This window comes from Pseudoalteromonas sp. AWM4_233 (assembly GCF_056158285.1).
Map to the genome: position 1 here is coordinate 52,426 of NZ_JBSWSZ010000113.1, position 20,611 is coordinate 73,036.

The 20,611-nt window shown below is 41.3% G+C and carries 17 protein-coding genes; 9 read left to right on the top strand and 8 right to left on the bottom strand.

The genetic code is table 11. The features are described 5' to 3' along the window. Positions 1-148: 148 nt before the first annotated feature. Together ACXAC4_RS21820 and ACXAC4_RS21825 are read right to left on the bottom strand one after the other, a co-directional pair. Positions 149-1,147: a cytochrome d ubiquinol oxidase subunit II gene (locus tag ACXAC4_RS21820; RefSeq protein WP_475165381.1), complete on the bottom strand. Its 999-nt coding sequence runs from the start codon at positions 1,145-1,147 to the stop codon at positions 149-151. Next, positions 1,140-2,513, bottom strand: coding sequence for a cytochrome ubiquinol oxidase subunit I (locus ACXAC4_RS21825; protein WP_475165383.1), 1,374 nt, complete (start codon positions 2,511-2,513; stop codon positions 1,140-1,142). Before ACXAC4_RS21825 ends, ACXAC4_RS21820 begins: the two co-directional genes overlap by 8 nt. Before the next feature lie 237 nt (positions 2,514-2,750). Between ACXAC4_RS21825 and ACXAC4_RS21830 the strand changes: the two genes are divergently transcribed. Further along, complete coding sequence (locus tag ACXAC4_RS21830) at positions 2,751-3,905, top strand: lactonase family protein (RefSeq protein ID WP_475165386.1); 1,155 nt, start codon at positions 2,751-2,753, stop codon at positions 3,903-3,905. A 66-nt stretch (positions 3,906-3,971) separates the two neighbouring features. Here ACXAC4_RS21830 and ACXAC4_RS21835 read toward each other — a convergent pair whose 3' ends face one another. Then, positions 3,972-4,574, bottom strand: a complete 603-nt coding sequence (locus ACXAC4_RS21835) for a hypothetical protein (protein WP_475165389.1) — start codon at positions 4,572-4,574, stop codon at positions 3,972-3,974. A 94-nt stretch (positions 4,575-4,668) separates the two neighbouring features. Further along, entirely contained in the window at positions 4,669-5,085 is a 417-nt protein-coding gene (locus tag ACXAC4_RS21840) for a hypothetical protein (protein ID WP_138560060.1), read from the bottom strand. A 319-nt stretch (positions 5,086-5,404) separates the two neighbouring features. Here ACXAC4_RS21840 and brnQ point away from each other — a divergent pair, with 319 nt between their 5' ends. From brnQ to ACXAC4_RS21865, 5 genes are all read left to right on the top strand, one after another. Then, the gene (gene brnQ, locus ACXAC4_RS21845) at positions 5,405-6,694 is read left to right on the top strand and encodes a branched-chain amino acid transport system II carrier protein (RefSeq protein ID WP_475165392.1); all 1,290 of its coding nucleotides are present in this window, start codon (positions 5,405-5,407) and stop codon (positions 6,692-6,694) included. Between the two features lie 139 nt (positions 6,695-6,833). Further along, positions 6,834-9,074, top strand: coding sequence for a DUF5916 domain-containing protein (locus tag ACXAC4_RS21850; protein WP_475165395.1), 2,241 nt, complete (start codon positions 6,834-6,836; stop codon positions 9,072-9,074). 143 nt (positions 9,075-9,217) lie between these two features. Continuing rightward, entirely contained in the window at positions 9,218-9,622 is a 405-nt protein-coding gene (locus ACXAC4_RS21855) for a hypothetical protein (RefSeq protein ID WP_475165398.1), read from the top strand. A 154-nt stretch (positions 9,623-9,776) separates the two neighbouring features. Beyond that, positions 9,777-10,535 carry a substrate-binding periplasmic protein gene (locus ACXAC4_RS21860; RefSeq protein WP_475165399.1) on the top strand — a complete coding sequence of 253 codons (759 nt, stop codon included), beginning with the start codon at positions 9,777-9,779 and terminating at the stop codon, positions 10,533-10,535. A 202-nt stretch (positions 10,536-10,737) separates the two neighbouring features. After that, entirely contained in the window at positions 10,738-13,077 is a 2,340-nt protein-coding gene (locus tag ACXAC4_RS21865; protein WP_475165402.1) for a TonB-dependent receptor, read from the top strand. A 277-nt stretch (positions 13,078-13,354) separates the two neighbouring features. On the opposite strand, the gene ACXAC4_RS21870 is transcribed toward ACXAC4_RS21865, so the two are convergent. The 4 genes from ACXAC4_RS21870 to ACXAC4_RS21885 all read right to left on the bottom strand — a co-directional run bounded on the left by ACXAC4_RS21870 (position 13,355) and on the right by ACXAC4_RS21885 (position 19,004). Continuing rightward, positions 13,355-14,038 carry a manganese efflux pump gene (locus tag ACXAC4_RS21870; RefSeq protein ID WP_475165403.1) on the bottom strand — a complete coding sequence of 228 codons (684 nt, stop codon included), beginning with the start codon at positions 14,036-14,038 and terminating at the stop codon, positions 13,355-13,357. 4 nt (positions 14,039-14,042) lie between these two features. Continuing rightward, entirely contained in the window at positions 14,043-15,680 is a 1,638-nt protein-coding gene (locus tag ACXAC4_RS21875; protein WP_475165405.1) for a hypothetical protein, read from the bottom strand. A 55-nt stretch (positions 15,681-15,735) separates the two neighbouring features. Continuing rightward, the gene (locus ACXAC4_RS21880; RefSeq protein ID WP_475165407.1) at positions 15,736-17,661 is read right to left on the bottom strand and encodes an alkaline phosphatase PhoX; all 1,926 of its coding nucleotides are present in this window, start codon (positions 17,659-17,661) and stop codon (positions 15,736-15,738) included. Positions 17,662-18,107: 446 nt separating this feature from the next. After that, entirely contained in the window at positions 18,108-19,004 is an 897-nt protein-coding gene (locus ACXAC4_RS21885; protein WP_475165412.1) for a LysR family transcriptional regulator, read from the bottom strand. 111 nt (positions 19,005-19,115) lie between these two features. Here ACXAC4_RS21885 and ACXAC4_RS21890 point away from each other — a divergent pair, with 111 nt between their 5' ends. Genes ACXAC4_RS21890 through ACXAC4_RS21900 form a run of 3 tightly spaced genes read left to right on the top strand, consistent with a single transcriptional unit; the run spans position 19,116 to position 20,314 of the window. Further along, positions 19,116-19,724 (top strand): glutathione S-transferase family protein, encoded by a 609-nt coding sequence (locus tag ACXAC4_RS21890; protein ID WP_475165416.1) that lies wholly within the window; start codon positions 19,116-19,118, stop codon positions 19,722-19,724. After that, entirely contained in the window at positions 19,724-20,101 is a 378-nt protein-coding gene (locus ACXAC4_RS21895) for a nuclear transport factor 2 family protein (RefSeq protein WP_475165419.1), read from the top strand. Before ACXAC4_RS21890 ends, ACXAC4_RS21895 begins: the two co-directional genes overlap by 1 nt. A 12-nt stretch (positions 20,102-20,113) precedes the next feature. Beyond that, entirely contained in the window at positions 20,114-20,314 is a 201-nt protein-coding gene (locus ACXAC4_RS21900) for a 2-hydroxymuconate tautomerase family protein (RefSeq protein WP_421964657.1), read from the top strand. The last annotated feature ends 297 nt before the right edge of the window (positions 20,315-20,611 follow it).

Here is a 20,611-nt window from a genome sequence, read left to right on the forward strand (position 1 = left end):
AGTATTTTTCAAGTCTGCAGCCAGAAACTTTCAGGGATAACAAGACGAATTTACGCGTCAATAGCTAGCCTATTGCAAGTAAATTCAACGTAGTTAGCGTTGAAAGTAGCCGCTGGAGATAAATTTATTATCCATAGCTCAGGTTAAATTAATAATATCTTAGGTCGTCGACTTTGCCCCAAAACACGCGATACGAATAAGCGGTGTAGGCCAAGATTGTTGGCACCACAAGTAATGCTCCCCAAAGTAAAAAGGCCAGTGATTCTGCCGCTGCTACTGCCTGCCAAATAGTAAGATGATTTGGCACTATGTCTGGAAAGAAGCTAATTGCTAACCCCAAGAACGACAGAGTAAAAATAGTCACGCTCAAGATAAACGGATGATGTGCTTTATTATCTGGCTGGGTTGTTAACTGCGATAGCTTTCGAGCAATTAATACAAAGCAACTAAAACAGATAATCGGCAACGGTAATAACAGCAGCATGCTCGGCCAGCTAAACCACTTCAAGAAAATCTCTGGCGACAACCATAAATTGGCGCCTGACACGAGGGCAATGCCTACTAATGCAACATACACACAACGCTTGCAGACTTTAATTGCGTATTGCTGCAACTCACCTTCGGTTTTCATCACTAACCAAGCTGCACCAATTAGAGTATAAGCCGCAGCTACACCGACAGCACTTAACAGGGCAAAACCATAAGACCAAGCAGATTCATCAAAGCCCATTACATAGCGCCCTAACATATAGCCCTGCGATGTTGCTGCCAGCAGTGAACCAAACTTAAAAGCCAAGTCCCATGCACTCTTGTGGTCGACAATGGCTTTAGCTCTGAAATCAAACGCAACGCCACGCAAAATCAAACCAATCAGCATAAAAGTACAGGGAATATACAGCGCTTTTAGTACCAAACTATGCGCGGTTGGGAACGCAATTAACAGTAAACCAATTGCTAAAACTAACCAGGTTTCATTGGCATCCCAAAATGGACCAATTGAAGCGATCATTTTATCGGCATCATGATCGTTGTTGGTGGGCAATAAAATACCCACTCCCAAGTCATAGCCGTCCAAAATCGCATATAACAGCACAGCTAACGCCATTAACGCTGCGTAAATAATCGCTAAGGTATCTTGTTCAAACATGCGCAGACTCCTTGATTTCAATAGTTGAACGTTTTTTGCCAACATGCTCTTGTAGCGATATCTCTTCAATGAGCACCGCTTTTCTCGCCATCAAAAATACCGTGTGTAAGTAAGCAACCAATAAAAATGCATACACGATTAGGTACATGACTAAGCTAAACCCGACATTAGCTGGCGCAATGGTGGTGGCTGCTTGATCGACAGTTAAAACACCGCTAACAATAAAGGGCTGACGGCCAATTTCAGTGACATACCAGCCAGCTAGCGTTGCCACCCAGCCAGAGAAACTCATTGCCACCAAAGTTCGTAGTAACCAATTTGGTAAAGCGTTATTTTTATAAAGCTTAAATGCGGCAAACCAAGCAACTGCAATCATGAATAAACCAAGCCCCACCATAACTCTAAAACTAAAGAACACAGGCTTCACAGGCGGGTGTTCACCTTTAAATTCATTTAAGCCTTTAATTTCGCCATCTAACTGATGGGTTAGAATTAAACTCGCTAAATTTGGCACTGCCAGTTCAAAATGATTTGTTCGCTGCTCTTCGTCTGGAATAGCAAATAATAATAAAGGGGCGCCTTGTGTGGTTTCCCACACGCCTTCCATCGCAGCGACTTTTTGTGGTTGATGTTCAAACGTATTGAGGCCGTGCAAATCACCTACATAGGCTTGTAACGGTGCCAACACTGCAGCCACAACCAGCGCGACCTTAAGCGTGAGTTTTGGCGCTTTCTTATCATCGCCTCGCAGCAAACGATAACTACTGATCCCAGCGATTAAAAAGCTCGCTGTAAGGCCCGATGCAATCAGCTTGTGAGTAAAACGATAAGGAAAGGAAGGGTTAAAAATGATCGCCCACCAATCGGTCGGATAAGCAATGCCGTCTCGCATTTCAAAGCCAACGGGAGTTTGCATCCAAGAATTAAGGCTTAAGATCCAAAATGCCGATAAGGTTGTGCCAATCGCCACCACAAAACAGGCAATGGTGTGCACGCGCACTGGCACCTTATTAATACCAAACAACATGATCCCTAAGAAAGTTGCTTCTAGAAAAAACGCGGTTAGCACTTCGTAACCGAGTAATGGCCCTGCAATGTTGCCCACTTTTTCCATAAAACCCGGCCAGTTCGTGCCGAATTGAAACGACATGGTGATGCCACTCACAACACCTAGTGCAAAAGTCAGCGCAAAAATTTTTACCCAGAAACGATAGGCTCGCATCCAAACCGCATCGCCGGTTTGTTCAAACCTGACTTTAAAGAATACGAGAAACCATCCTAACGCGATGGTTATAGTAGGAAATAAAATATGAAAACTGATATTTGCCGCAAACTGTATTCGCGACAGCATTAATGTATCTAACATGTTCCCCTCCGAACACGACCCAAGCACGCCTTAGTTGCAATCCTCCTCAACTAAGATTCTAAAGTTTCAATAATTACTGAAACTTTAGAAATATACTAAACACTAAATTGACTCAGATCAATTAATATCCCGGTTTTATTTTGAACAAATTGAGATAGCTCAGAAAATTCCTGTGTTAAGAGAGAGTGAAAAATGACATGATGAGCAAATACTATTAAAACGCTTAGGTCGTGCGCTTTGAAAACGGTACGCTTTTTTATTTATATCTTTCTATCAATCACCACCGTGGCTGCAAATGCAAATATTCTCTCTATTGAGCAAACGCCAAGCTTTGTTTTAACTGATAATGTTCAAGATGTTGATGGGTTAAATAACCCGAGAGACATCGCATTAAGCAAAGATAAGAAATGGGTATTTGTTGCCAGTGCCGATGATAACTCGCTTTCGGTATTTAAGGTGAACTCTGACTTATCGCTTTCACATCAGCAAACAATTAAAAGCAGCGACAGAATTAAACTCGAGGGCGCACTTTCTGTGGTGAGCGACGAAAAAGGCCAAAACATTTATGTGTTAAGTTATTACCACAGCGCACTGCTACACTTTAGCTTTTCTAAAAAAACAGGATTAAAGTTACAACACACCTTGTCTGACAATCTGCCTTTTATACAAGTATTTAAACAACCTGAAACCATCAAACCAGAACAAGATACGGTTGGGCTCTTAGGCGGTTATGAGCTAGCAATTAACCACAATACGAATCAATTGTTTATCGCTGCAACCGTCAGCCATAGTGTTAGTGTATTTAACTTGAATCAAGATGGTAAACCGATACTGTCTCAACGAATTCATACAAACAAAGATGCAGCCCTTTTTGGTGCGGTTTCTGTGACAACCGATAATACAGGCCAATTTTTGGCTGTCGCTGGTATGAGTGGTAAAGCCGTATCTGTTTATAAACGTAATAAAGCTGGGAAGTTTCACTATTATCAAACTTTAAAACACTCATTTGATATGCCAATTTCTGTGACTTTTACTGGCAACGGGCACTATCTTGTTGCGGTCGATGCCATAAACAGCGGTATTGTTTTGGCTCGCCAAAACCATGAACAAGCATTTGAAGTTGTGAAGGTGGTTAGTAAAGACGAGCATGAGATCAAGGGGTTGAATAAAGTAACGCCATCTAGAAGCGAAAACGCGATTTTAACTTTCTCAGAGCAAAGCCATCGCATTGATGAATTTCAGCTAAATGAGACGTTACTAAAGCATTCAAAAAACCTAAGACCAAGCGGTCTGCAATCAGCCACTGCACTTGAGTTCATTAACTCGACCCATGCAGTCTCAACATGGGCGAAATCTGATGCAATTACAGTATTTAAATTAAATGCCGAATAATAGAAGCACTAAAAAAGCAACTAACGTTGCCTTTTTAAACACATTTAATCTTAACTCAGGTTAAAATTAAAAGTTATAACGGATACTTAAACCGGTGTTTTTATAATCATTTGCATTTCTGTGAGCAAAATTCAGTGTAAAGTTCTCTGCAAAATTGTAGTTTAACTGTACTTGATATACTGCATTATTTTCTGACAAATAATCAAAATCCAAATGCTCATACCCCACACCAACAAGCATGTTTAAGGCTTTGTTAAACGCGAAGTGATAATTGGCTTCTAAACCATATATTGTTGCGTCGTAAGAGCTTTTATCACTACCTCCACTATATGAATATTCAATTTCAGTTTTTAACTTTCCAAAGTAGGGAGATACTTCAATAACCTTATCTTCTTCTAAGAACGTTAGAAAACCAAAACCTGCATACAACTTACCCAGCTCATAATCATCATTATCATCTGAGTCTGTTGTTACTATATAACTGGCTTTGATTAAAAACTTCTCTTCCAATTGTTTACTGAACTTTAGCCCCACACCTTTTGGATCAAATCTAGAGTCATCAAACGATATAGTGGCGTAGCCTGCCTCAACATAATCAAAGTTAATGTTGCTTGCAAAAGCTGAAGAAGAGATTAGCGAAGTTGCTAGAAGAATTGCGCGAATTTTCATTTTTTCCCTTATATTCCATTCCTAAAAATTCGTCGCAATTCTAATTACTTACTCTGCATAGTGTAAGCCTTTCATGTAATACATTGTAAACAGTTTAACGGCACGTAAAACTCATCACCAACTCGTATGGCTGGCCCATTGAATCTTCAGCGATACCGCCGCCTATCGACATCGCTGCGCCTACATCATCAACTGCATTTTCACCTAAAACCCAAAGTACAGTACCCGCGGTTTCTACCGCGCTAGCGATATTTAAATTTTGTAAATATTCTTCTTCAGGCATGCTGCCAACATAAGTGATGTTTTCATTCAGTACGTAGGCTTTCTTGTCTTGCTCATCACAAAAGTGCTTAGACTGTTTTAATGCTTCATTGCCTGCTTCAGATTTGGTTTGTGCCGTGAGCTTCACATAATGCTCGCCACTGTCTGAAGGACGCACATTATTGTGGTGCGCACACGCGGTTAATAAAGTCGCTAAAGAAAGTGAGATTAGTGTTTTCGCTGCATTCATTGTAAGTGCCTAAGGTGTTTGTTTTGATGAGTCTAAGTTAGCGCGATTACCTGTGAGAGTCCGTCAAATGTCGTGAGAAGTTGTAGAAAAGTGTAAAAGGACTAAACGCTCAAATAAAAATAAAACCTTCTGATTTACGACATTCATAAATAGTTTATGCAAAAAATTTCAATTATGCTCCCAGCTCGTTTTTATTTATTTCTTTGTTTAGATTCCCTTCTCATCTGCATTTTTTAATCGCACAGTCTAAATTTGCATTGTCCCTAATAATCCCTAGAATGCGCCGCTCAATTGACTGACAGGTTATTACGAGGTTTTCATGTCAAAGTCTTCTCTATTAACGCTTGGGTTTATGACCTTTGCGTTATTTTTAGGTGCGGGTAACGTTATTTTTCCGCCACAGTTGGGCCAAGGCTCAGGTCAATTTTTCTGGCCAGCAACCATAGGTTTTTTAATCACAGCTGTGGGATTACCTGCCCTCACCCTAATTGCCATTGGCTATATGGGTGGTAGCGAAGCGCTTACCAATAAACTACCGCGCGCAGGCCATTTACTGTTTTGGGGTGTATTGTTTCTATCAATTGGCCCGCTATTTTCATTACCACGAACATTTAGCGTGTCGTTTGAGTTTATTGCCAAACCATTTTTCGCCGATTGGGCTTTGTTACCTTTCACTTTAGTGATGGCTGCAACCACGCTATTCTTTGCGCTTAGCCCAGGCAAACTAATGGACAGGATCGGTAAAATCTTAACGCCGGTTTTATTACTGATGCTGTTATTTATCGCCATCAGTGCTTTTTTATATCCTCACGGACAACTCGAAAACACCGCAGAGCAATACCAATCTTTCGCCATTGCCTCTGGCCTATCCGAAGGATATATGACCATGGACGTATTAGGTGCTGTAGGCTTCGGCTGGTTAGTGATCAATGCACTTAAAAGTGCGGCCCCTAATGCGCCTGTTGTGCCTAACCTGATCAAAATTGTGCTGATTTCTAGTGTTGCGATGTGTTTCGTTTATATTGCAATTGCTTTTGTGGGTGCAAATTACGGCATTGTTGAAAGTAATGGTGGTGCACTGTTATCAAATTACATGAATTGGATTTATGGCACCCCAGGTGTTTTACTGATGGGTGTGATTGTAACGCTCGCTTGTTTGACTACCGCCATAGGTTTGACCTGTGCTTGCGCTGAGTTTACTAGCCAAAACTTCAAAAGCATTAACTACAAAACCAGTACTATTACGATTGTTGCCATTACAACATTAGTCGCTAATCTGGGCTTAGACCTGTTGATTGCTATTACATTGCCACTCGTTGTTGTACTTCACCCTGTTGCTATCAGTATTATTTTATTGGGTCTGTTTTATTTAAAGCGTACGTTCAACGGCTTGGTATACAGTTTAACCATTGCAGCCGCGATCACCGGTGGTGTCATTGATGCGCTCAAGATCCTTGGAAATATGCCAGAGCAACTGCATAACGTATTTGTAAATTACCTACCTTTATATCAATACAATGCTGGCTGGATCGTGCCGACATTAGTCGTTTTTGCAGTAGCAAATATGCTGTTCCAACGCAAAGAAAATACAGCTCAAGCTGCTGCTTAACTTGAATAACAACTAAGCTAAGGCCAACGATTTGCTATAAGTAATATAATTTTACAATTTATATACGCAAAAGTTGGCCTTCTCATTTTTCATTCGATTTTTCTCTATATAATGCCACCAGCAAAAACAGGGAAAAGAAATGAAAAAAATAAAACATACACTTAAAACATGGCTAAAGCGCTCTCCCGTTGCCATCGCTCTTTCAAGTGCTTTTGTATTACCGACTACCTTTGCCGCCCAAATCGATGGCGTACTTGATGAAGTACAATGGCAAAACGCTCAAGTCATCAACTTAGACAAAACCACCAGCCCATTCACCCTTGCCCAAGCTGATAAGCAAACTCAAGTAAAATACTTCTCTAGCGAAGAGGGTATACACGTTGCCGTGATTGCCACGCAAGCACTCGATGAGCAAACCTCTATGCGAACCGCCCGTGACAGTGATTTAGAAAGTGACTTTATTGAGCTTATTATCGACTTTGATAATGGTAAAAACACCGCTTATGGCTTTGCGCTAGGAAATGGTGGCTCAATGCGCGACGGTATTTGGCAAAACAATAACCGTTTCAAAAGTGACTGGGATGGCACCTGGTTTGGAAAAACCAGCCAAACTGACACAGGTTGGGTAGCTGAATATTTGATCCCTTGGAATGTTGCGCCAATGGCGACAATTGACGGTAACGAACGCCAAATGGGCATTTACGTTCGCCGTCATGATGTAAAGTCGAACCGAAGCTACAGCCATGCACCAACCTCATCGAGTCAGCCTGACTTTTTACGCGAGTTCAGTCAAATTAAGGTTGCTAACCATGCCAGCTCATCTTTAGATATCTTCGCTTCAGCAACATACCAAAGTGATATGCTGAACGATACCGATGACAGTAATATCGGCGTTGATATCTTCTGGCGCCCAGATGCAAGTCAACAATTGAGCGTGGCATTAAACCCTGATTTTGGTCAGGTCGAATCTGATGGCCTGGTCGTTAACTTTTCACCATTCGAAACTTTCTTTGCAGAACGTCGCCCTTTCTTCACAGAAAACCAAGCTTTATTCGATATTCAGGGTAATGCAGGTATGCGCCTAGTTCACACTCGTCGAATTGGTGTTTATGGCGACATTGATGCCGCTGTTAAATACACGTCGAATGGCCAAAATAATGACTTTGGTGTAATGGCAGTATTTGAAGATGACGGTCATTTTAACGATAAAGAATCAAACAAGTTTGCCACCGCCCGTGCCCAACACCGTTTTGACGACTCTCAAGTTGGCTATTTAGTTACTTATGCAGATAAAGCGACACAGGGCCGTGAGTCTCAAGTTCACAGTGTCGATTACCGTACTGACGTGTCTGATACACTGCAAATTCGTGCGCAAGTAAACGGCAGCTTTGTTGATTCTGACACACACAAAGGTCAAGTCGACGGCTACGGCGCATGGCTGAACTTTGTACATAAATTCAGTGATAACTGGCAGCAACGCTTAAACTTCACGGTTTACGATGAAGAGTTTCAAGTCAATGATTTAGGCTTTTTATCACGCTCAGATTTACAACGAGTTTGGTATAACAACGAACGTTACTTCACCGACTTTGATGAAAACAGCAGCTTAAAGCAACGTCGTGTTGAAGGTTATTTTATGCGCGACCACAATAGTGATGGCGATCATCTAAGAACTGAAATGGGAATAACCGGTACCGAAGAGTACAAAGACAGTGCTTTCTGGTTCTGGCGTTTCGACTATACGTCATCAGGCCTTGATGACAGAACAACCCGTGGCAATGGCGATTTTAATTTAGGTTCAGGCCGCGAGTTTTTCACTGAGTACAACTTTGGTAGCCAAAACAAATTCCGTCACCATATCGCTTTTGGACTACAAAGTTATGACCGAGAAGGCGATGGCGGCCGTTTCCACTATCACCCAAGCTACTACTTCACAGATAACTATCGTGTATCTTGGAGTTTATGGGCTGTGCAACAAAAACAAAGCCTATATTGGATTGACGACCAGTTGGCGCGCTATGACTACAAGCAATTAGAAAACAGCTTAGACTTTGACGCCACCATCGATGACAAGCAAGAAGTTCGAGTGCGTTTCCAATGGGTTAGTGTAACCGGTAAAAATGGTAACCTATTTGCAATTAACAAGCATGGTGACCTATACGATGCCAACGCCGTAGTAAGCGACTTTTCTCGTTCAACAACACGACTGCAAATTCGCTACCGTTATGAGATTGCTCCGCTTTCTAACATCTATTTGGTTTATAGCCGTGGTGGACAATCTATCGATGATTTAGATCAGAGCAACTTCTCGCTATTCAAAGAGGGCTGGGACAATCGTACCGGCGACAACTTTGTAGCGAAAATTCGCTATCGTTTCTAAAGGACGCTCTATATTCCCCAAATCACCTTGTTCATAAACATTCAGTGGTTTGGGGGGTTGCTCTACCAAAAGTAATTTGTGACATAGATTTTAGTCCCTTTTTTCGTGTATTATTCATTTTTTAATAATAATGAAGATACGAAATGGATTTATTCAAACCCGCCCTGCTTACCTCTTTGCTATTTAGTGCTAACAGCTTTGCCACAACAACGGTTGACCAAAGAAGTTTATCAGTTGAGCTTACAAAAACCGCAGCAATGTTAAATAAAAACGGGCCTGTGATGTTAGATGAAGAAACACGATTAGACTCTGTTGCGACATTTAGCAGCCATATTATTTATAACAACACTATGATTAACTACAGTGTCGAGCAATTAGATCCCAATCAATTTACAACACTGCTTCAAGACATAGTAATAAAGCCACTGTGCGGCAATAAAGACTTAAAAGCATTCAAAGAGTATGGCGTGACCATGGTTTATCGCTATCTTGATAAGTCAGGTAATTTTATCAGCGAGTTATCGAAAGATATGTCAACTTGCCCATAAGCTTATAGCGATTAATGCCCGAATATTCTTAGCAAAAAGATAAGCGCTTACATAAAACACCTTATCTTTTTGTTTTCACCACTAGCCATTCCTTACGATTTAATTTCTGTCTATACTCATGTGATAACAATGCTTTTGATAAATGAGCTTTATATTGCGACTGAGTGTTTGCTTTTTCCTATTCTTATTCAGCCATAACTTATTTGCGCAATGTGCCAAAGACAAAACCGTGCACGTAGGCATTGGCGCGACATGGCCGCCCTATGTTATGTATCAACAAGACAGGGCCTTTGGTCTTGAAATAGATATCAGCAGAAAAGTGTTTCAAACAGCAGGCTACTGCGTTGAGTTTGTAAGACTGCCAACCACTGACAGGGCCATAAAAGAACTCAGTATTGGCTTAGTTGACGCGCTTCCCTCTTCAAGCTTCAACATCGAACGAGAAAAGATCGCTGCTTTTACAGCACCGTATCGACGTGAAAGAATGCGATTATTCACACACCTCCCAGTTGAACCAATCAACGACTTAAAAACTCTGTTCGACCAAAAAATGTCATTTGTGATCAACCCTGGGGCATTTTACGGCGATGAATTTGATGGGCACTTTCAAAAACCAGAAAACAAATCACAATTTGCTTTTGTAAAAAGCATTAAACAGCGCATGAGCATGGTGCATTTAAAAAGAGTAGAATTTTTGATCGAAGATGAAATGGCTGGGCTTTACTACTTTTCTACGTACCGCGGCGGTAACATTCAGCTTCACCCTTATATAGTCAATGACAACCCCATTCACTTTATGCTCAATCGTGAACGCTTTTCTGAGCAAGACATTCTCAAAATTAATAATGCAATCTCGTTACTTCAAGAAGAGATTAATACAATTATTGATCGCTATACGACATCCAACACTTAAGGCTGGTAAAATCTGAGCTAGCACCCATCTTTGTTGAAAATTACTGCACTATAAATACCTATTTGGTATCCAAGTCCATTCAAAATGTTAAAAAACTTGTGGAACACTCATTTTTGGCCTTTTAAAATTTAAATTTACGCAACAAACCTAAGGCGCTTCAACTACACTTAATCAATCGTTTATTCAAGTTGAGACTCTTACCTTGAACTACGTTTTTAAAGTGAAAACTCGCGTTGCGACTTTTATATTTTTGATCTGTTTACCATGCACTGTAGTAGCTGATAGCAATGAGGAAATAGACTTATTTTCTTTGTCGCTGAGTGAACTAATCAATGTCACCGTCGAAGCTCGAAAAGTTGAAGAAGACTTGCAACGCACTCCCATTTCAGTTTCTGTCATGTCAAATCGCTTTTTGAAAGAGCGCAGCTTAACCAACTTATTAGAAGCCTCTTACTTTATTCCCAATATTGAAATTACCACGGTAGGCGAGAACTCAGGCTGTACGCATTGTGCGGGGATCACCATGCGAGGGGTTGGACAAGTAGATCCTATTCCAACCACAGATCCGAGTGTCGGCATTTATATAGATGGTGTTTACCATGCCCGCTCAGCCGGAGGTATTTACAGCTTTTTAGATATTGATCGCATCGAAGTGTTAAGAGGGCCACAAGGCACACTGTTTGGAAAAAATACCATTGGCGGCGCCATTAATGTGTTCACAAATAAAGTCACTGACAAAAAACAGTTTAATGGTCAGGTGACCATCGGCGAATTTAACCGAAAAGATGCATCTGTTATCTTCAATTCTCCTATTAATGATAACGTGTCTGCACGCTTAGCTTTGTCGAAGAACTATCGAGAAGGTTTTGTAACTCGTGTTAATGGAGATAGAGAAGGCGGACGAGACGATCTCAATGTCATTGCGAAACTGAATTTTAAACAATCAGAACAGCTAAATTTTGAATTGAGTTATGATAGACAACTACAAAACAATGGCAGTGCGCCCTCAGTGCTCCCTAAAAAAAATGATGATGCTTCACTCATTGTTTTGTACAACAGTATTGCTGAAGTATCTCCAGCAATTGACCCTTATCCTAAACTGACCGTATTTGATGATAAATTTCGCAGTGCCTCTACTGATGAAAACGAAAATCGCCTGAATCAATATGGCTACAAAGCAAATATTGAGTGGGATATCTCAGATCAGCTTAAGCTTAAGTCGATTAGCTCCTATCGAAGCCTTGAAGCCGTATATGGTCGTGATTTTGACAATAACTCTTTTAATATTGGCGTAACCAGAGACTACCAAACTCAAAAACAAACAAGTCAGGAGTTTAATTTAACAGGTAGTGTCGGTAGCCAGTTCGATTGGTTACTAGGCCTGTTCGCCATTGATGAAGAAATTCACTATTTGTTTAATTTTACTTTTATCGAGGGCTTGTACCTTGGCCTTGAAACAATACCCGGCCCACTTGATGGCTCTCCGATAAGCAACCCGACAGCAATTGGAGGCGCCGGCAATACCTTAAATATTGGACTCGACTTAGACAACACATTCAATAATGACATTGAGAGTGAAAGTGTCGCAGCCTTTTTCAATGGTAACTATCGCTTTGATGAGCAATGGACGTTAACTTTAGGTGGTCGCATTACCCGTGAGAAGAAAAAGCAGCAAGTCATTACAACCCGAAATATTGCCCAAGTTGTCGCCATAGAAAGAACTGATACGAGCCCAGAAGGTCCAATAGAAAAAAGCTGGCGGGTATTTTCGCCTTTAGCCAGTGTTCAATACCAAACTTCAAACAATATGATGCTGTTTCTAACGGGGTCTCGCGGATTCAAATCTGGCGGTTTTAATGGTGTAGCTAATACGCCCGTTTCGGCCAGACCGTTTGATCCCGAATACTTAACCGCATTTGAACTGGGTATGCGCTCTCAGTGGTTTGATAACACCCTAAGATTAAATGCAACGGCATTCTTTATGAAGCACAAAGACATGCAACTAAGAGGAGGTGAGTCAGGTGAGGATTCTGGCGTCGAAATATTTATTGATAACGTTGGTAATACTGAGACTCAGGGCGCTGAAATAGAGTTTGAGCGCATCACTGGCAGCGGTTTTACTTTTTCTGGTAGTTTGTCTTATACAGATGCCAAGTTTACCGATGTTGGTACAGCTACTGAAGTCACCACAGACAGCAAGCTGATTAAAACACCTAAGTGGACAGCCTCATTGGGTATTAAATATAAATGGGAGTTATCGCATGGCCAGCAGCTTTCGACTCGCCTAGACTGGGCTTATCGAAGTAAAGTGTACAATGATGTCTTTAATAGTCCTTTTGCAACTCAACAGAGCATAGCTCTGGTGAATGTATCAGTAAACTATCAGATCAACGAGTCACTCAGTGTCACTGCGTTTGTCACCAATTTAACTGACAAATACCATGTTATAGGTTCAAACGACTTTACTGCGTCATTTGGTGTCGCAGAGTTTTATCTCGCACCACCAAGGCAAGCGGGAGTCAGTATTCAATATCAGTTTTAAATAAAGATATCAGCTCAATAAATGAGCAAAATTGCATATCTTCGTCTATAGTTAATTAAAGTCAGATCAAATAGTCATTTTGTGTTGCGATTTTGACTTTTTATAGCCTGAATTTCAGGCTAGCTAGTTGTAAATATGAATTTTCCTATTTCCTTTGCAAAAGATAAAAGGGGTAGCCAGAACTGCGCTAACCCCTTTGTTTCATGCGAATAAAAAACTTCATGTGAATAAAAGCAGCTTGCCCATATAAGCTTCACAAGTAAAAGCCGCCTTTTGACTATTCTCTATTTTGCCTCGCCGGATAAAATACGTAACTGCCAACCAGTGTTGCAGCCAACATAAATATCGCGCCATCATGAACTTGGCTATTAAAGGTATATCTAAATAAAGCCAACAAACCAAAGTAAGCTATCGTGGAATATTGCAGCCAATGCCAGCCTCGATTCACCTTAGGATCTCTCTGAGACGCTATTAAATAGCGACCAAGCCACAAGCCTACTTGCGATGACAATAGCACTAGTCCGCCTACCACAAAAAATGACAACCAAACCAATGACTCAGGCCAATTAATGATCTGCGCTGATTTCGCTGGTCCTGACCAAAGCGCATCCCAACTCACTGCGATGATCAACGCCCATGAAATCGCTTTATGCGTAAAGTTGGCTTCTTCGCCTTCATGATAGTCTTGCAATTCTTGATACAGAAAATAAGCAATAAACGCGAATGCAACTAAACCAATAATAGGGCTAATGCTCGGTAGCCATTTCAAACCAAAATAACTCAGCATATAGCCAAACATCGGAAACAAAGTATGGGTTGCTGTGACTCCCACTACCCAACGCACTTTCACAGCCTTGTCGCTCAGTTGTTTACTATAAAGTGCTGTGACTATGGCAACATCTAGCCCAATAGCTAAGCCCATGAGCAAACAGGCAAAGAGAAATTCAAGCAGTAGCTCCACACCTTTACTCCTTCAAGGATTTGCTATTTTCAGCCTGCGTCCAATCAAGTCGAATATCAAAGCCATACCTGAAATTCTCTTCAAGTGGTGGCATATTATCTTCCACTTTTTCAAGTACGTTCGTTGCTACACCCAATGTTGCATCTCGACCGAACAGATAACTTTGCTCTTTCATGATCGTAAAATAGGCTTTATTTAAATCCAGTGCTCTGCGTGTTGAAGGCATAATTAGTTCATAAATATTTGGTAATGCCTGCACCTGCGCTGTTTTAACCGACCCATCATGATTGAACCACTTTTGTAGCATTTCTTTGTTTTGTCTGAACTCATCGCCCCCGCCAACTCTTTGCAGATAGGTTAAAAACTCACCTTGCTGTTGACCCAGTGTTGGCGTGTCTTTTTGTGTTTTCAGGTTGATGTAGCCCCACCCTTTAGCACCTTCAACTTTGCGAGCAAAAGAAAACGTTTGATCTATGGTTGTGCCCACTGTTTTATGACACCCATTACATGACTGTAATTCTTGATAATGTTGTTGACGCAATTGACCTTTTTCATCTTCAATGAAGCCATTTATGGTCCAGCTAAAGCCGTTATCTATGCCTCTTTCGCGCAAGTTAATTGTGCGTGGGAGTTGTTCAAACTCTTTTTCCTTGCCTTCTCTGTGATATGTAATCGCTACTTTGCGCTTATTCTTAAAGGCATGTTTTTTCATGTAGCGAACTTCTTTCATACGCTCTGCATTGTATGGATTGCCATTTTCGTCAACGCCAATGTAACGAACAGTATGTAAGAACTCGGTCCCCTGTGGATATAACATATCTGTTAAAGGCACTTTCTTAGCGTCACCAAGGTAATGACTACGCTTTTGCATTGTCGTGATCACAGAAAGCTTGCCGTCACCATTTAAATCCTCCTGAAGCCTGTTTTCATTTAAATCAGGTACTGTGATGCTGTCTAATCGCTTCATCGACATTTCAAGCAAGCTTAAATTAGCAAAATACACGTCTAGGTTATCTTCACCTTTAAGTTGTCTAAAAGACTTATCTAGTCGGATCATTACGTCGCCTGTTGAGCCATTGGTTGGCCAAAAGGTACTTGGGAAAGGTTTGTAGTTGAACGCCACCCAATGGCTGCCATCTTTGGCTAAGCCATTGCCAAAAAATGCTTTATTTGGCTTTGCAAGATTGTCTAACTTAATAGCTTCTTGTTGTGGATGATCTGTATGCGCTTTGATAAATGAATGATAGTTGTCTTCTTTTACCCATTCACTGATGAAACTGTCTTTTATATTTTTTATCTTTAGTGAGCGGTCCACAAACAAGTTTGTCCAACTATTTGTCATTCCCACTTCTGAAAATTGATAGTCACCCTGTAAGTCACCATCATTCAAGATATTGGGTCTTTTATCTGTGCTAGGATAGCTCTGATGACAGGCCATACAAGGGTTATGCTTGCCTTCGGTTTTGGTGTAACACTGAGGCGGGATCACTGACTCTGGATTATAAATCTCATTTTGTTTAATAAAATCGAGCGCCTTGAGCGTGTTAGTGTGTTTATACTCAGCCGCACTTTCATTGGCGTAACATGACGCTGAGAAAAGTGCAGTGGCTATAGATGATAGCCAAATTAATCTTGTTCGCATGATGATTACCACTGATGAAAAAAGCAGAGATCTGACGATCTCTGCAACAACTGGATTAGTTCTTAACTGGCTCGTATAACCATAATGTGTTGTTCTCTTGGAAGCCATCTTCACCAATGATGATACGGCCATCGTCCATAACAATGACATTGTCTGGCTGTGAAAGCTGGTTCACATCACATCTTGCCGCGCCATCTAACGAGCTACGATAAGTAGAACCCATAACAACCGGTTCAATACGGCTGATGTTATAACCTGCTTCTAGCTTGGCACGATAAACACCACCACAATCTTTCACACGATTTGATAATTGAATATCACCTTCGCCATCAATCATCGTTTTATCTAGGTCAGCAATTGCAATATAAACAAATGCTTCTGTGACTTCTTCATCAGCAATAGTATTAACACCTTCAATGGCTTCTTTAGCACGATCAGTATTAATAGAAATACCTTCCAGCTTACGCCATTCAGCTGTAGCGCCTTTTGCCTTTGCCGCTTGGCGAGACTCTAAGAATACAACTCGGTCATCCATTGGCGCACCTGCTGTAACCTTACCACCGCCGTTTTCTACTGACGGATAAGTGGCATCACCTTTATTCCATGCTGCAACATCAGCCAAAGTCATATAGCTAGTTTCACCTTCTACATACGCGTCTGTACCAATGCCATCAAAGTCAGCAATCCAAGCTTCGATAGTAGCGTTATCCCCACGACCAAGTTCGATCCATTCAACATCGAAACCAGTGGTTGCAGGGTCATTTTGTCCTGCATCTTGCGTTAGCTTCGCGCCATAAAGCGTACCTTCACTTAAATCTTCTGGTGTGTCTGCAACAAATTTGAATAGTACGCCACCCGTATCATCTTGCGACATATACACGGTTTTACCGTCAGGCATTACTGTTGCATTTTCATGTTCAAAACGACCTAACGCATAATGCTTAACTACTTCAGGCTCAGCTTCTGTTGGCTTTTGTACTTCAGCGATATAACCATAACGATATGGGTTTGGTGCATCTGGTGCAGTTAGCTGCCACATATAACCCAAGATACTTGTGTCAATTGCTGACTGATTGTTCCAACTTGCACTCGTTGTAGAATCAACCGACGTGTTAACTATCCACTCTTCTGAAGTAAGCGGTGTATTCCATGGTGTTACAGAGCCAAAACAGTTTGCCGCTGTGCCGTGAACACCTTTAAAATCAAGCATCATAGCGTCATCGACTGACCACATGCCTTTGTCATCTTTGGTTAAGGCTAAACGGCTCATACCACCTGGGTACATTTCCCAGTTAGTGAACAGATAACCTTTACCCTCACCCGTAGAAATGAAGCCATTAAAGTCAGGCATATCGTTTTCTAGAATTAATTCATTATCTTGATGTGAGTAGATATGGCCTAAACCTGATGGCAACTTGCCCGCATACGTATCGCCAGTTTGACCAAGAATTTGATATTTACCATAAGCAGTCACAACTGTTTGACGCTCCTCTTCACTTGAAGGCACCGGAGAGTCAACTAAAGTTTTAGGTAATTCATTGAAATTCACACCAGAAAGTACCCCGACAGTGCCAGTATGAAACGTATATTTCTCTTCTTCAGGAAGATCATCTAAGTCTTCATTCGTGTGGGTGTACTTTACAGCATTACTGTCTGATGGATGTTGCGCGTTGAAGAACAAGTCGCCTTCTTTTGTTAAAAAGATACCCGTTACTTCAGCACCAGTAGGCACTGTTGCTAAACGTGTTAACTTACCCGCTGTGCCGTCAAGACCATTTTCGCCTGCTTCACCTTGCGCGCCAGTGTCGCCAGTCTCACCTTGTGAACCAGTTTCACCTACTTCACCTTGCACACCCTGTTGACCCGTTTCACCTTGTGGGCCTTGCGCACCTTGTGAACCATCATCGCCGTCGATACAACCCGATAATGCAACCAAAATACTGAGTGTGAGCGCACTGAGCTTTAATCCATTCGTTTTCATTTTTTACCTTGCTACGTTGTTTGTTGGGTTTAAAACGCAGGCTAGAATAGAGGCTCTATTTTAAAGTTAGGCTAAATATCAGTGACAGTTCAATGACTTAAATACGCAATTTCTATGACAGCCGTCATCTTTGAAAAGTGTATTTCTTTATTAGAAAAGCAACATAACACGAATGGAAGACCAGATGTTTACTGGCTTTTACAGAATAAAAAAAAAGGCAACTCAGCTTCTTTTTAACACCTTTGCAAAATGACAGGTGTCTTTAAAAAGTCATACTATTCCTATTAATCAATGGGGTCAGAGTTGTTGATTTACTTTTCAAATTACCTTCTATGTTTATGGGTCATTATTACTTCAACAAAACGAGCAAGCTAAAAGATCCCCCTTAGTTTCTAAGCGCTTACAAAGATAAGCAAACCAGATTTCTGGACTTGAAAAGTGAAAGTCTAGTTAAGGTCTGCAAATGCATGGTTATCAAACCAATTAACTAAAAACTCGATAAAATAGCGTACCTTTGGTGGCGTGTGTTGTCGCACAGGATACAGCGCAAGCAAATTCATAATGGGCTTGGGGTCATTGATAAGCACTTCTACCACCTCGCCTTTGGCAAGCGCACCGGAACTAATGAAACGCGGGATAAAACCAATACCTAGCCCTTGCTTAACCATGTCTAGTAAAAACACTGAGTTGTTTGCTTTTAATGGCCCATTAATTTGCACAGGCTCTTTACCTACTGGCCAGTAATTTTTGTGGCGAAAGTAGCTGTACTCAAAGCAGTGATGGTATTGTAAATCAGACGGTGTTTTGATTTCTGAATGCGCAGCTAAGTAGCTAGGTGAAGCACAAATACTATAGGTAAACTCGGTGATTTTTTTACCCACATAGGCCGAGTCAAACTCACGACTCGCGACTCGCAGCCCCACATCAAAGTTATGCTCAAGTAAATCTTGAGCCATGTCACTAAACTCAATATCAAGTTCAATTAAAGGGTACTGCTTCATAAATTCTGCCAGTGCAGGCGCGAGTACGGTTTGACCTAGCGCCATCGGTGCATTCAATCTCAAACGCCCTTTTACGGTATGCTGAAACGCCTGTAACTGCGATTCCGAGTCTTCAATTTGTTTCAATATATCCCGGCAGCGCTGCAAATACTCCTCTCCTAATTCGGTAAGTTGTAAACGGCGAGTAGAACGCTGTAATAAGCGTACTTCAAGGGCTTCTTCTAAAGCACTGATCTGCTTGCTGATCATCGACTTGCTAGTGCCAACTTGTTCTGCGACTCGAGAAAAACTACCAAGCTCTGCAACGCGCACAAACAAATACATCGCCTTTAATTTATCCATGATTGATTGTTTCCTTATTGGAAAAAGACTGGGCTTATTATGGCTATATATCACTTCAATATAGCGCTCTATAGTGTATCTAATTCAACAACAAAACAAACCAAGGTTCTTATGTACACACTTTATTTTTCACCTGGCACCTGTTCTTTAGCAACTCAAGTTATCCTTCGTGAACTGAATGTGCCATTCCAATTAGTTAATCGTGATTCTGTAGAAAATTATCTTGATATCAACCCATTAGGCGCAGTACCTGCGCTCGGTGTAGATGGTAATATCATCACCGAAGGCGCAGCGATCATTTTACATTTGCTTAAACGTCACCCCAATGACTTACTACCAAACGACCCTCGTGCAAAGAATAAGGCTGTGCAACAACTGATGTTTGCTAATGCATCAGTGCACCCGGCTTACAGTAAATTGTTTTTCATTACGCGAGCACTTGGCGACGAACATAAGCAAGCCCAACAACAAGCTCTCCAAACTGCGGCAGACGACATCAATAAGGCGTGGGCGCAGGTTGAAAAAGCACTAGAAGAACAACCTTATATTGCAGGAGATCAACTTACGCCCGCCGATATTTTGTTGAGTGTTTATGAAACCTGGGGCCAATATTTTGATGTTGCAATTGAAATTGGCCCTAAAACCCAAGCGCTAGTTGATCAAGTCCGCGCGCGTGCTAGTTTTGTTGCCTCCATCGCAGCCGAGCAAGAGGCTGCATAATGGACGACTCATTAAAAACCTCGTTAGAAATCATTGAGGGCATGATCCTAGATTATTTTAAAGGGCTCCACAGCGCAGACATTGCACTACTCGATAGCTTATTTGATCCAACCGCGCAGCTTTACGCGCCAGGTATTCGACGCACTAAAGACGAATGGTTGACTCTTGTAGCAAACCGCCTTGTTCCACAAGAACTTGGCCACCCGTTTAGCTATCAAATTTTGTCAATCGAGCTGTTGGGCGAACAAGCCTTTGCCAAAGTCAGTTGTCCGCTGCTTGGTCACCAATTTATCGACTTTTTGGGTTTCTTGCGAGAAAACGACAAGTGGCAAATCGTCACAAAACAGTACGCAACAAATCCATTTTTAACTGTATAGAAAGGATAAACCATGCCATACGTAAATATTAAAATCACCGACGAAGGCGTTACCCAAGAACAAAAGCAACAACTTATAGCTGGCACCACGCAGTTATTGGTAAGTGTGTTAGATAAAGATCCAGCCACCACCTTTGTCCTAATTGAAGAGGTTAAGACGGACAACTGGGGAATTGGATATGACTCAGTCACGACACTTCGACAAAAGCGATAGAAGGTAAAGCCACACAACTGTCGTAAAAAAGAAGGTTAACAAAGGCACCCAATCTAATCTGTTTTAGTTTGGGTGTTTTACCGTAAACAATGACCAGTCCTGCGGTGCCATTTTCTTTAGGTCTAAATCCATACCAATCAAATTACCTTTATGAACTGCGTAATTTCTATAAAAGCCGTCATATTAAAAACGGTATTTAAAAGTTGGATAAGTAAACAAAAATGCATGGGCAGTGAAATGTTTACTGACTTTATCAGTATAAAAAAGAGGCGATTAAGCCTCTTTTTCACATCTTTT